This is a genomic window from Paraflavitalea sp. CAU 1676 (assembly GCF_029223285.1).
Lineage (GTDB): Bacteria > Bacteroidota > Bacteroidia > Chitinophagales > Chitinophagaceae > Paraflavitalea.
In genome coordinates, this window is record NZ_JARHUJ010000004.1 from 578,044 (window position 1) to 591,213 (window position 13,170).

13 protein-coding genes and 1 tRNA gene are annotated in these 13,170 nt (G+C 45.6%); 8 read left to right on the forward strand and 6 right to left on the reverse strand.

The features are described from left to right. Positions 1 to 28 precede the first annotated feature (28 nt). Together P2H89_RS15330 and P2H89_RS15335 are read right to left on the reverse strand one after the other, a co-directional pair. A complete protein-coding gene (locus P2H89_RS15330; RefSeq protein ID WP_275828289.1) occupies positions 29 to 1,525 on the reverse strand; it encodes a M56 family metallopeptidase in 1,497 nt (498 codons plus the stop codon). Continuing rightward, the gene (locus P2H89_RS15335) at positions 1,522 to 1,893 is read right to left on the reverse strand and encodes a BlaI/MecI/CopY family transcriptional regulator (protein ID WP_275828291.1); all 372 of its coding nucleotides are present in this window, start codon (positions 1,891 to 1,893) and stop codon (positions 1,522 to 1,524) included. Before P2H89_RS15335 ends, P2H89_RS15330 begins: the two co-directional genes overlap by 4 nt. A 162-nt stretch (positions 1,894 to 2,055) precedes the next feature. On the opposite strand from P2H89_RS15335, the gene P2H89_RS15340 reads away from it, so the two are divergent. Further along, positions 2,056 to 2,868 (forward strand): alpha/beta hydrolase family protein, encoded by an 813-nt coding sequence (locus tag P2H89_RS15340; RefSeq protein ID WP_275828293.1) that lies wholly within the window; start codon positions 2,056 to 2,058, stop codon positions 2,866 to 2,868. A gap of 69 nt (positions 2,869 to 2,937) precedes the next feature. On the opposite strand, the gene P2H89_RS15345 is transcribed toward P2H89_RS15340, so the two are convergent. Continuing rightward, on the reverse strand, positions 2,938 to 4,905 hold the full coding sequence (locus P2H89_RS15345) for a M1 family metallopeptidase (protein WP_275828295.1): 1,968 nt from the start codon (positions 4,903 to 4,905) through the stop codon (positions 2,938 to 2,940). Positions 4,906 to 5,099: 194 nt separating this feature from the next. On the opposite strand from P2H89_RS15345, the gene P2H89_RS15350 reads away from it, so the two are divergent. From P2H89_RS15350 to P2H89_RS15375, 6 genes are all read left to right on the forward strand, one after another. Further along, complete coding sequence (locus P2H89_RS15350; protein ID WP_275828297.1) at positions 5,100 to 5,963, forward strand: MBL fold metallo-hydrolase; 864 nt, start codon at positions 5,100 to 5,102, stop codon at positions 5,961 to 5,963. A 189-nt stretch (positions 5,964 to 6,152) separates the two neighbouring features. Next, positions 6,153 to 7,004: a transglutaminase-like domain-containing protein gene (locus tag P2H89_RS15355; RefSeq protein WP_275828299.1), complete on the forward strand. Its 852-nt coding sequence runs from the start codon at positions 6,153 to 6,155 to the stop codon at positions 7,002 to 7,004. A gap of 293 nt (positions 7,005 to 7,297) precedes the next feature. Continuing rightward, positions 7,298 to 7,371 (forward strand) — tRNA-Asp (locus P2H89_RS15360). 195 nt (positions 7,372 to 7,566) lie between these two features. Beyond that, the gene (locus P2H89_RS15365; protein WP_275828301.1) at positions 7,567 to 8,955 is read left to right on the forward strand and encodes a site-specific integrase; all 1,389 of its coding nucleotides are present in this window, start codon (positions 7,567 to 7,569) and stop codon (positions 8,953 to 8,955) included. Between the two features lie 126 nt (positions 8,956 to 9,081). Then, positions 9,082 to 9,714, forward strand: coding sequence for a DUF6088 family protein (locus P2H89_RS15370; RefSeq protein ID WP_275828303.1), 633 nt, complete (start codon positions 9,082 to 9,084; stop codon positions 9,712 to 9,714). Beyond that, complete coding sequence (locus P2H89_RS15375) at positions 9,680 to 10,897, forward strand: nucleotidyl transferase AbiEii/AbiGii toxin family protein (protein WP_275828305.1); 1,218 nt, start codon at positions 9,680 to 9,682, stop codon at positions 10,895 to 10,897. Before P2H89_RS15370 ends, P2H89_RS15375 begins: the two co-directional genes overlap by 35 nt. A gap of 328 nt (positions 10,898 to 11,225) precedes the next feature. Here the strand turns inward: P2H89_RS15375 and P2H89_RS15380 are convergent, their stop codons facing one another. Genes P2H89_RS15380 through P2H89_RS15390 form a run of 3 tightly spaced genes read right to left on the reverse strand, consistent with a single transcriptional unit; the run spans position 11,226 to position 12,514 of the window. After that, positions 11,226 to 11,807, reverse strand: coding sequence for a JAB domain-containing protein (locus P2H89_RS15380; RefSeq protein WP_275828312.1), 582 nt, complete (start codon positions 11,805 to 11,807; stop codon positions 11,226 to 11,228). Next, positions 11,776 to 12,123: a hypothetical protein gene (locus P2H89_RS15385; RefSeq protein ID WP_275828314.1), complete on the reverse strand. Its 348-nt coding sequence runs from the start codon at positions 12,121 to 12,123 to the stop codon at positions 11,776 to 11,778. The genes P2H89_RS15380 and P2H89_RS15385 overlap by 32 nt, the downstream gene beginning before the upstream one ends. Continuing rightward, positions 12,104 to 12,514, reverse strand: coding sequence for a hypothetical protein (locus P2H89_RS15390; protein ID WP_275828316.1), 411 nt, complete (start codon positions 12,512 to 12,514; stop codon positions 12,104 to 12,106). Before P2H89_RS15390 ends, P2H89_RS15385 begins: the two co-directional genes overlap by 20 nt. 401 nt (positions 12,515 to 12,915) lie before the next feature. Here P2H89_RS15390 and P2H89_RS15395 point away from each other — a divergent pair, with 401 nt between their 5' ends. Then, positions 12,916 to 13,143 (forward strand): helix-turn-helix transcriptional regulator, encoded by a 228-nt coding sequence (locus P2H89_RS15395; RefSeq protein WP_275828318.1) that lies wholly within the window; start codon positions 12,916 to 12,918, stop codon positions 13,141 to 13,143. Positions 13,144 to 13,170 lie beyond the last annotated feature (27 nt).

A 13,170-nucleotide genomic window follows, 5' to 3' on the forward strand; every position in this document is an offset into this window, starting at 1 on the left:
ACGTGTAATGAGCTGATAATGAATAATATCATTTAGTTGACGGGACGTTTTTCGCTGCTCTGGTCTGTAATATGATCAACATTTCGGGGTTTTTGCCAAATACATTCTTGTAATGTTCCTGTGTGTAAAGGTCTACCTGTACGTAGTGCTTACCATAGTTTACAGCATTTTTGGCGAGCTTGCTGGAGCTGAAGTAGGCGAAGTCTCCTGGCTCGTGCCGGGCCAATACTTCATTATTAACCCGTTTGCCATCGATCCATAGACCGTAGGTTTTAGCATCCGTCCAGCTTTGCAGCTGGCTGGCAGTGGGCGTTTTGGGGCCGGGTGGTTTCGTGAAGATCAGGGGCGGATAAGAAGCGCGTTGATCCTGGTTCATGGCGCTATAGATCGATTTGATAGTGGCTACTTCTTCCTGGCTCAACTTGCTGCTTTTGCGCTGGGTGCCATCGATGGCATCTTTGCCGAATAGCTTTTCAAATTGCTCCAGTTGTTCCACCGAAGCGCCGGGACCCGGAGGCGGTACATTATTACTCCATACATATTTGACGATCCTGGGCGCTGTGTCACCTTTGGCATCGTATGTTTTTGTCCAGGCTACAGTTTGTTCCTGCGGTGATGCCTTTTGGGGTGCCTGCGCATAGGTCCGGTCGCTAAACAGGGTGATGGAGACAAGCAGTACGGGCAGCGATGCTAACTGCAGTAAAATGATCCGTTTCATGTTGGGGGTGGTGGTCATCATGGTCAATCGTTTTTTGGTGATCAGATAATTGAAGCTGCTGGCGAGCGGTACACGGCCTTGCATTTCTAATTTTTCCAATAACAGGTGTTGGTAGCTGCGCACGTTGCCGAGCTTGGTAATGACAGAATTGTCTGCCAGTAACTCATGATTGAATTGCATGGCTTTTTTATAGAAAGGCAGTAGTGGGTTGAACCAGTATACTACCCTTAGGATCTCAATCAGTAAAATGTCCCAGGAATGTTTTTGGCGTACGTGCAATAGCTCATGGGTAAGCAGTGCATCACGTGCGCCTGGATCATCGTAGTCGCCTTTACTCATGAATATGCTGCCCAGAAATGAGTAAGCTGGTGTATCGGAGTCGAGCAATATAAGCCGCGCTCCCTGGTAAAAACTTTGTTGATTGCGGCTGGCAATTCGTTGAAGGAGGAAAAGATTGCGCAGGAAGCGGATAAATAATATCAGTGCAACGAGTGTATAGAGTGCAATGAAGAGGTTCGTCCAGGTGAACAGTGTGCTTTGTGACAAGGGCGCGGTCGTTGCCGCTTGCGGGGGCGTTGACGTGGCAGGTGGTTCAAAGATATTGGAAGGCAGGTACAGGCTTTCTACCGGTGCCGGTGTATCGGCCGTAATGCTGAAAGTGAATAAGGGAATGATCAGCGAAGTCAATAGACTGGCTAACAGATAAACCCTGTTGAAGACATACATTTTTTCACGCTGCAGCAGGATCCTGTAGACCAGCAAGAACAGGAGGGCACAGGTTGTGGAGCGAATGATGTAGGTGATCATTTTTTCTTTTTTTCAATTTCCTGGTCGATAAGGTTTCTCAGTTCCTCCAACTCTTTAGTGGTGAGCTTGGTCGATTTGGTGAAGAAGCTGGCAAACTGCAGGGCAGAATCATTGAAGTAGTTCCTGATCATCCCGTTTACGTGTTTGGCGAAATAGTCGGTCTTCTTCACTTTGGGAAAATACTGGCGGGAATTGCCGTAAACCTTGTGGTCTGCAAACCCTTTCTCCTGCATGCGCTTAAGCAGAGTAACGACTGTAGTCGTGGCAGGTTTAGGTTCAGGAAAACAATCCAGCAGGTCTTTGAGGAAGGCTTTGTCCAACTGCCACAGGTACTCCATGATCTGCTCTTCGGCTTTGGTAAGTTGCATGCTCTACGTTTTTAGATATTGTTCTACAAATGTAGAATAAAGGGTGATCCGGCCAAATATTTTTTTCCGGCAGGGGTGGAGGAGAGCGCAGGGCTGTGGTACGGAAGTAGTTATATTTACAAACTGTACTTATTATCTTATCAAATGATTTTTTTTAACGTTATGTACAACAAGATTGCTTTTACCTGTTTGTTGTTATTGATGGTGCTGGGCGTATTTGCCGGCACGGTAGATACGGTTACCACCCATAGTGCCTCGATGAAAAAGGATATCCGGGCGGTGGTGATCAGGCCAACCTCTTATGATAAAAGCAAAACCTACCCGGTGGTATATCTACTGCATGGGCATAGCGGCAATTATGCCGACTGGATCTCAAAGGTGAAGCGCCTACCAACCCTGTGCGACCAGCTCGATATCATGATCGTATGTCCGGACGGAAATTTCTCCAGTTGGTATTTTGATAGCCCGCTCGATAAGAGCTGGCAATATGAAACCTATGTTTCAAAAGAGCTGGTGAACTGGATTGATGAGCATTACAGTACGGTGAAGGGGCCCAAAGGGCGCGCTATAACAGGATTGAGTATGGGCGGACATGGAGCTTTGTACCTGGCCTTCCGCCACCAGGAGGTGTATGGAGCGGCAGGCAGTATGAGTGGCGGCGTAGACCTGCGTCCGTTTCCCATGAACTGGGATATTTCAAAGCGCATCGGGACTTACAAAGACAATCCGGAACAATGGGAGAAGAACAGCGTGATCAACCTAACCCATTTGCTGGTGAACAATGCACTGGCGCTGATCATCGATTGCGGTACAGGCGATTTCTTTTACAAGGTGAATGTGAACCTGCACGAAAAGCTGCGGGAAAGGAATATCAATCACGATTTTATCAGCAGACCAGGTGCCCATAACTGGGAGTATTGGGAGAATGCAGTAGAATATCAACTGCTGTTCATGAACCGGTATTTCAGAAAGTAGTGTGGTACTAAAAGCAGCGGGGCGTGCCGGTAACCGGCACGCCCCGCTTTATTGTTGACCCAATCAGGATTAGAAACCCTGCAAAGGCCAGTTGTTGTTTTTGTTGTTGACATCGGGCAGGGTGTTGTCGGGATCGACAGTCACCTTGGTCACTTTAGAGGTTGACTTATAAGCAAACTTCCATTCGCTGCCATGCTGCCATATTTCTACAGGCAGTTTTACCCTGTCTTTCTTTCCATTCTCTTCAATAACTTCTACTACGATCGGCATGGGCAGTTTTTCGAAGTTACCCACAGTGATAATGCTGCCCTTGGTGGCATCGTCCTGTACATAGGCAACATCCACAACGCCTTGATCTATTTTCCAGTTGTTGAGGTACCAGCCTCTCCAGAACCAGTCAAGCGTTTCACCGGCATGGTTCTCGATGCAATGGAAGAAATCGTAGGGAGTGGGATGTTTGAAAGCCCATTTGGTTACATAGTAACGGAAGGCGCTGTCGAAGCGTGCTTCGCCAAGTACATTCTCACGCAACAGCTGTAAACCAAATCCTGGCTTGCGGTAGGCGATGGTGCCCAGGTTGGCGGGATTGGTAACATCCGGCACTGTAGAAATGCTTTCGGAGTTGGGACCGAAGAAGGGAGTCACGAAATTGCGTGCGTTCATAGCACGGTTTCCATAGTACTCTCCGTTGTTGAATTTCTTTTCGGCGAGGGTATTGATGAAGGTGTTGAAGCCTTCGTCCATCCAGGGATACTTTCTTTCGTTGCTGCCCACGATCATGGGGAACCAGTTGTGGCCAAACTCGTGGGAAGTAACGCCCCATAAACCACCTCTTTTCGCACGTGCACTGCAAAATACGATACCGGGGTATTCCATACCGCCTACGATACCAGCCACGTTAACGGCCACCGGGTAGGTGTAGGGATATAAATAGTCGGAATAGAACTCGATGGCGCCTTTTACATATTCAGTGGAACGGCCCCAGGCAGAATCGGTAGCTGCTTCAGCAGGGTAGGCACTCATAGCGAGCGATTTCTTGCCGCCAGGCAGGTTGATGCGGGCTGCATCCCATACAAATGAAGTAGAGCTGGCCCAGGCAACGTCGCGTGTATTGATACACTTGAATTTCCAGGTAAGCGACTTGCTGCCGGAAGGGCGGGTAGCGGGATTGGTGACCTCGTCGGCGCTACGCAGTATAACTGTTTTGTCGCTGTTCTTGGCAGCGTTCCAACGTTTGAGCTGATCGGCGGTGAGTACTTCCTGCGGGTTGAGCAATTCGCCGGAACCTACTACGATATGGTTGGAAGGTGCAGTGATGTTGTAAGTAACATCGCCATATTCGAGATAGAATTCGCCTTGTCCGAGGTAGGGCAGGGTATTCCATCCTTGTACATTGTCATATACGCACAGGCGGGGAAACCATTGGGCGATCTCATAGATCCACCCGTTCTTGGTGTTCAGGCGTCCGGTGCGGTCGGTGCCGTATTCAGGCACGATGAACTCGTAGGTAATCTTTACCTGTGTGCTACCACCGTTGCCTTTAACGGCCTGGGGCAGGTTGATCTTCATGCGGGTGTCAACCACTTCATATGGTACGTTGCTGGACTTACCATTTTCGATGAGGGTAACCGATTTGATAGTATAACCACCATCGAATGCGTTGCGGTTGGCCCAGCGACCACCCGATACCGCTGTTGCCGCTACGCCTCTAGATTGCAGGCTATAGATATTTTGATCCAATTGCAGCCAGAGGAAGGACAGCGCCTGTGGGCTGTTGTTGGTATAAGTGATCTGCACGGAACCGGCTACCTGGTGTTGTGCGTCGTTGATAGAAGCATCGATCTTATAGTCGGCCCTGTTTTGCCAGTATTTAGGACCGGGTGTGCCATCGGCAGTTCTCACTTCATCTCCATAAGATGGATAAAAGAAGGGAGCAAATGCTTCGTGCTGATCGTACACGGAAGTGGTTTGGGCGGCAGCCTGCAGTCCCGCAACCAGGAGGCAACCAGTAAGAAACCTTTTAGAGTGCAACATCATGATGAAATGTAGATTTTAGTTGAAAATGAAGGTCTAAATATAGGAAAATGGACAGGTTAGGACTTGCCATTAATCAAATAATGCTCATTTTTTAATAGAACGGTGTCATTTGCAGGGTGATGCGTGGCCGATTGAATGCTACTTGTGGCGGCCCGGTGGAGATTGATGGGAATAGTTGTTAATTTGCAGCGCTTATGTCGTTATATATCACCTCCCTCAATTCCGGCAGCAATGGCAATTGCTACTACATCGGCAACGATGAGGAGGCGATATTTATAGATGCGGGCATCTCATGCCGGGAAACGGAGCGGCGCATGCAAAGGCTCGGCTTGACGATGGAGAAGGTGAAAGCCATCTTTGTGTCGCACGAGCATTCGGATCATATTGCCGGTATTCCGGTGCTGGCGCGTAAATATAAAATACCCGTATACATTACCGATCGCACATTAAAGCACGGTGGGATGGAACTGGCACAAGATCAGGTGAAGGCGTTCCAGGCTTATGAAGCGGTAAAGATCGGCGGCCTGTCGATCACCGGATTTCCAAAATTTCATGATGCTTACGACCCGCACAGTTTTGTAGTGGCCTCCGATTCTGTCAGGGTTGGAATATTTACTGATATCGGTAAACCCTGCGCGCATTTGATCAATCATTTCAGGCAATGTCATGCTGCGTTTCTGGAAACCAACTACGACGAGGAGATGTTGATGAAAGGTCGGTATCCAGCCTCCTTGAAGAATCGTATTCGCGGAGGCAATGGCCATTTGTCGAATGCGCAGGCGCTGGATCTGTTCAAAACACACCGACCGGCATTCATGAGCCACCTGTTGCTGGCGCATCTTTCTAAAGACAACAACAACCCCCAATTGGTACAGGATCTTTTCGATGCACATCGCGAAGATACTTCCATCGTGGTGGCGTCCCGTTTTGCAGAAACTGCAGTGTATCATATTCAATCCACTGGCGAATTACTGAACGATATAAAAAGGCCGGTGGAACCCCGGCCAGTATCTGCATTTCCTGCGCAACCGCCTGTACAGCAGCTGCGATTGTTTTGATTAGATTCCAGTTAATGGTTTTGAAGTTGCCGGAGCCGTACGTTGTATGGCGGAATAGCGTCGTTGTTACACCCCGGCACACTAAAATGATGACTAAGTGGTCAAATTGGAGGATTGATAGGTTGTTTTTCGCCGGGATGCATACATCCGGAAAGTGCTGTTGTCATTAGAGTAATAAATACTGGATGGATGAAAGCGATCATCATAACATTTTTTTGCCTGGCCTCCTTATGTTCAATTGGTCAGCAGGATACTGCCCAACTCAAGCTCAAAACATTTGCCCAAGGCATCGTGGGAGAAGAGAGTTCTCCTTTTGAAAAAGCCAGGATCCTGCTTCATTGGCTAAGTGCCAACTTCGAATGGACTGCGACCGACTACCAATCGCGTACCGCCAAGGAGATCATTGTGCTTAAGGGCGGTAACTGCTTTGAACTGGCCAAAGTGTACATGGCATTGGCTGGCGAGTTGTCCTTACCGCTACGGCCTGTTGCAGAGATCAATTTGCATGTGCCGAAGTCTTCGAGAGAAGAAACAGCTACCCGGAAGATCGCAGAACGTGGAAACCGGATGTCGGTATTCGGTTATCAACACAACGACCATCGATGGATAGAAGTATATGACGAAAAAATGGGGGAGTGGATCCCTGTCGACCCAACCATGAATTTGTTCGGCTACGAGCAGTGGTTGAAAGGGAGGGCCTGGTTTGGCGACCGTCATACGCAGAATAAGGAGATCAGTCAGGATATGATTGCACCGTTTGCCATTTTTGTGGTTGATAAACAGAACAACAGCTTGATGGTGGAGAGTAGGGCGGAAGTATACATGGTTAAGAAACTGGATTCGTTATATGGGGGTAGGTTGTCGGGATTGCCGTCGTGGCAAACTTGGGTAGAGCAGTTACAGCAGATCACACCGCACGCGCAGGCGGCTTTTGGAGGAAAGGAGAATCTGCATGCGTATGCCGGGCAGATCGACGCCTTGCGGAAGACCTACGACAAACTGAAAAAAGAATATGCATTGAAATTCGAGGAGTCGAAGTAGGGTGAATTTTGTTTCGAGGAGGTCGAACGGGGAGCAAAAAATGGCCGGGCTGGCAGATGTCGCCAGGCACTTTGTATCGATGGATTTTTGGCCGTCAAGATTTTTTTTAAAATTCTTGAAATTTTGTTGGGCCGAATCAAAAAACTCCTATCTTTGCCATCCCAAAAACGACGGAACGGTAGCGAGAAAAGGTTGAAAGAGAAAGAGTTGCGGGTTTGGGAAGCTGAAAAGGGGTAAGACCTGGAACAGCACAAAAAAAGAAGTTCTTTAGCGATAAAATCGCACAAAATATTGGATCGGTAGTTCAGTCGGTTAGAATGCCGCCCTGTCACGGCGGAGGTCGCGGGTTCGAGTCCCGTCCGGTCCGCATCGAAGGTTCATCAGCAATGATGAACCTTTTTTGTTTTTATCCATCCTTACTTTCAGTAGGTTGATTTTCAGTTTTTAGCAACAAGATCGGCATCACATTCTTCCTACCTTTATTTCAGCTTGACAATTTAAAAACTCGACCTGAACTCGACCAAAACTCGACCAAGGTTTCGAATCTTAAAATGTCAGGATTATGAAGCTACCGATCAAGCTCATTTGCCGTAAAAACAAGCTGAACGGCGACGGTACTACGACAGTATTTATTCAATACTGTTACGATGCAGACCATAAGACTTTACTGCATACGGGTATCAAAATCCCTCCTCTCTATTGGAACAAAGCTCAAGGTTCCATTTCAAACAAACTCCCTGTAGAATTTGGAAATGCTGACTCTTTGAACAAAGAACTTTGGCGACAACTGCGCGTTGTTGAGAGCCTTGCGACCCATGCTATCCAAACAAAAATGGATAACAAGGGCGAGTTTGTAAAAAAGACCTTTCACCCCGACATGCATGCCGTCACAGTAGAAGAACGTATTAGCGAAGCTGCAAAAAGAGAAGTCGAGGCAAAGCGCTCGAAACTGGATATCTATTTCCAGTTTGATGAATACATAAAAAGCAAGCAACGGAAAGTCGGAAAGGCTACGCTTACCGTATATGGAAATGTGAAGTCGCACCTATTGGCATTCCAGGAATACAGGCAAAAGAAGATCACGTTCGGTTGTCTTGATTTTAGCTTCTACGAAGATTTTGTCGACTATCTGACTTTCGAGCACGTGCACATGCGCCGGCAAACTGAAATAACCGGCCTCAAGCTAAATACTATTGGTAAGACTATTAAGCACCTTAGAGGTTTTATAAAGGACCGGGTGAAAAGAAAGATTAGTGCTCCTATCGATCTGACTGATTTCAAAATCCCCGAAGAGGATAGCGACGCTATTTACCTTACCCACGAAGAAATTGGGACAATCTATCAAACAGATTTGTCTGACCAACCACACCTGGTAGAATATCGTGACCTATTTGTATTAGCATGCTTGACTGGTCTGCGCTTCTCTGACTTCTCCACCCTGAAGCCGGAAGATCTGCAGCGTGATATGTTGTATAAAAAGCAGGAGAAGTCTGACCACTGGGTGATTATTCCGCTTCGTGAAGAAGCCAAGCAAATCTTCACGCGGCAATTCCGGGATCGGATACCTGCACTCACGAATCCAGAATTCAACCGTCATATAAAAACTATTGGAAGGTTGGCTGGTATTACCCGGCTGGTTAAGTTCTCTTACAAAAGGGGAAATCAAAATGTAGTTGTGACCAGGGCTAAGTATGATTGGATCACTTCACACACTGCCAGACGATCCTTTTGTACAAATGAATTTCTTGCGGGTACTCCTGTAGAATTGATCATGAAGATCAGCGGCCACAAGCGAACTAAGGATTTCTATAAGTATATCCGGATTACACCGGAAGAAGCCGCCAACAGGATCAAGGAATTATGGCTGGCCAGGGATGATATGAAGTTAATTAAGGAAAAGGTGGAGAAGGGTCGAAATGGTGACTTGAGGGCCGCAATCTTAAGACAGTAGTATTGGATATCGTCGCATTAAAAAAACTTTTAAGATCACAATTTGTGATCTTAAAATAAAGCCGCCTGTTACCTTTATGCTTAAAAATGTAACACATTTTGTTACATTTTTGGATAAATTTGTAACATGGATTCTGTTCATGAAAATATAAGACGTTATTTATCAGCATTTTACCCAGGCCAAATATTAGTGCCAGCAGATTTTAGGGGGCGAGGTTCGCAAGATGCGATCAAGATGTCATTGTCAAGGCTAGTAAAAAGCGGGGAGCTAAAGAGAATAGCACATGGTATATACTACAAGCCTATGTTTCATACACAATTGGGCGAAATGTTGCCGTCACCTGAAGCAATTGCTGAGCAGCTTGCGGAAAAGGAGAAGGTGCGGATTCGTCCCACTGGATCTTTTGCTCTTAATAAGCTTGGCCTTAGCACACAAGTACCGACAAAGCTTACTTATTTAACGGACGGACATCCACGCAAAATTAGAGTGGGAAAGATGTCTATAGAATTTAAGGCCTCTACTCCAAAAAAAATGGCTTTATCAGGAACTATCAGCGGCTCTTTGATACTTGCCCTTGAAGAGCTCGACCTAGACAATCTCGAACCAGACCAGGAAAAAAGGATTAGGTATCTAATTCAAATTAGCAGAGATCAATTTTATAACGACCTTAAACTGGCACCTGCAAAAGTATATAACTATATTTCAAAAATTATAACCGAACTCGATGACACAATATTTAACATTATCTCAGAGGCTTAGGCGCAATCTACTTGCTCAAGCTGCTCTGATTAGTGGCATCAGAGAAAAAGCAATCGAAAAGGACTGGTGGGTAACACTATCTCTAAAAGCACTATTCACTACGCCGTACGCACAGTACTGCATATTTAAGGGAGGCACATCGCTTAGCAAGGGATGGAAGTTAATTGAGCGTTTTTCGGAAGATGTAGATATAGCACTTGAGCCGCAGGCATTCGGCATGACTTATAAGACTACACCAAGCCACAGTTATGTAAAGAAACTGAAAAGAGAAGGGTGTAAATTCACAAGCACGGAATTAAAGCAGGCCCTTGAAAATGCGTTTATAGAACTTGGCGTGCCCAAATCGGAAATTAGTATAGTTGCAGAGGCCATAGAAGCAGACAGGCCGGACAAAGATCCTCAAACTCTATTTATTCGTTATCAAACTGTGCTAGGGAGTGATCCATACCTTGCGGATGAGGTGAGGATCGAATTCGGTGTTCGGTCGCTTAAGGATCCATTTAGCGTCATTCAGATAAAATCAATCCTTGGTGATGTTTACCCCAACCCAGCTTACCAGGAGGAACCGTTTGAAGTTTCGGTAGTAGATCCCATGAAAACGCTGTTAGAGAAAATGTTTCTCTTGCATGAAAAATTCACTCAGGGATATCCCCAAGCAGCGCGTGGAGATCGGCAGTCGAGGCACCTGTATGATATAGTTTCATTGATTGGAACAGCAGCTGGAAAGGCAGTATTGGAGGATACTCCCCTTTTTCAACAGTTATTACAACATCGTAAACATTATGTAAGGATAAATGGCATTGACTATGATCAGCTGATGAACAGAACTCTCCGATTTGTGCCGACGCCAGAATTGCTACAAGACTTTGAAAGCGATTATAAGGAGATGCAGCGTTCTATGATTTATGGAAATTCTCCAAACTTTAAAGATTTAGTTTTTTCCCTAAAATATTTTAATGCTCGCTTTTTGTTGGCAGGGTTTGGCCTCAACATTGAACAAATAGAGGAAAAATTCGTTGACGAATATCAAATCGAAAAGGCAAGTGAATCTGAAAATGTGATCATACGTAGGATCGTTTCAGTGGAAACAGTTAATGCTGATATTCATCGATTTAACGTTGCAATGTATAACCACGGCGATAATTGGATGCTTCATGAATTGGGATATGTTCAACAATCCTAGCACGTAAAACTATTAATGCTTCCCATTAAACACATTACTAGCAATCTACTCACATCTTATTTAGTTTTGCAATTCCGCTATCAACGCAAGCAGTTCTGTTTATTCGCCGCTGGCGATCATGATGTGCCATGAAGGTGAACACTTCGGGAAGAAAATCTGTTGCGAATCTGTGAAGCTCATTGACATTGTGCGCAGACATCTTGTATCCGGTAACCATTACATTCAATGTCGCCATGCAGTATTCTATACATTGAAGTAATGAAGAGGCCGCTATCGGGTGCTCGACTTTAAGGTGCTCGGCTCATAATTAGAATGTTGCCTTGCATGATCATAATGGCCACTTTATACTCAGGAAATCAGTTTGCATAAGCCCATTGTCGGCGAAAGAGAAGCACGCCTCTTTCGAGAAAATCAGGTGATCCACCACTTCAATTCCGATCAGCCGACCGGAAAGGACTAAAGACCTGGTAGCATTAAAATCTTCACGGGAAGGCTTTACATTGCCGCTTGTGTTATTATTACCTAAAATGATCTTTCCCGCACCCGACAGCAAGGCAGCCGAAAAAATAAACTTTGGGTCGAAAAGCGCCTTGTCCATACACCCGGTAGCAACTTCCGAAATCCCTAAGACCTTATTGGCGTTGGTTAATAGCAGGATCTTGAGCTGCTTCACGAGCTCGATCTTATTCCAGTCCCATTGCACCATGAAGATTTCGAAGGCATCCACGGAGTTGCTGATAGTAGCCCGCTTTGAGCGGTCGGCATCCGCTTTGTATATTAGCTCTAACAAGGGCACTTGAAGTCCTTGTACCTTTTCAAGTTTTACCTTCTTTGCCTTAGCAGGCAGTGAAACGGACGGCAAAATGTTTGCCGGCGCTTTAATGAGTTGATTTTTTCCTTTTACTGACATGGCTGTTCTTTTTATTGATTTTAGATTTTCGTTTGGATTGATCTTTCTGCACCGATTTTCGGTAAAGTAGATAGGAGGCTTCGGCCAGCTTTTCGAGGTTCTCATACAGGAAAATCAGATTACTGCGATGCAAGCCTTCCTGGAACCAGCTTTCGTCATGGCATAGACCAGAGCATAGCCATTCCCACAATACTTCCCGCAAATCATTCAGGTGATAGTTAATGAAAAACTCGCTTAGCACGGCCTGTGGATCTTTTTGCTCCTCCTTTGAAAGTCGCCAAGGCTGGTTAGATATATCAAGGATTTCCGGTTTCATGGTAATTGTTTTTACGTTTTTCAATGGCGTGGGAAATGTGTTCCTCACCAATTACTTCTAATACTTTCTGTACACGGTCATGGTGACCGCGCTCTTTTAAATAGCGGATCGTAACCTGCATAGTTGTTCGGAATAACCAGCCACTATTGTATTGAAGGAAATCGTCCCGGCTACCCCAGAGTTGGAGAAATACCGATTCCGTAAGGAGGCAAAGAATGTCTAGGTCTTGTAAGCCAGAAAAGCGGGCTATGATAGAAAAGGTGGGGTTGTAGAAGTAGTCGCAATAGCTAGCATAGGCCCTGCGGTCACCGTTCGCGATAGCGGGAAAATCAAATTGAGGTAGTGCGGGCTTGTGGTCTTTGTCGCCGGTTGAGTCGATAAGGTTGCACATACGTCGCAATTTTTGTGGATGGATAAAATTGCACGTAAGGGCCAACAAAGAAAATTGCGTGGGTTGGTCCTTACCGTCTCGAGGGCTGCGACACCCTATCCCGAATAAGAACGCCCACGCAATAGCGTGAGCGATTTACCTTACTTCTCGGGATCTTGAATGTCGCAGTTCGAGACGAGAATAAAGCAAACACGCTTCAATATCTTATGTGTTCGCAAAAATAGTGTATCAATTTTCAACTATCATCATAACATGAAGGCATGACTGTAAATTTCTATTTGAAGATACGAAAGAATATCAATATATCGCGATATGCTATATTAATATTCTGTCACGCTATACAATTGCATGATTTTCAATTTCTTGAAGTTTTTTCCGTTCTTTAATTCGGAATAAACTGTATGGCTAAGCAAAAAAGGACAAATAAACAAGTTAGCATCAATCGAATTAAAGCAGTTTTGGCAGATTGCAACAAAACCAGCGAGGATTTACGTGCGCATTTTGGTGTGGCCCAATCTACGGTCTCTAACTGGGTTACTAATAAAATTCAACCCGACGTCTATACTTTCCTGGAAATTGCACGTTTTTTAGATGTTGATATTCGCGACCTCTTTGTTTCGACAAAATAATTGTCAACAAAAGGGCGAAAACGTTAT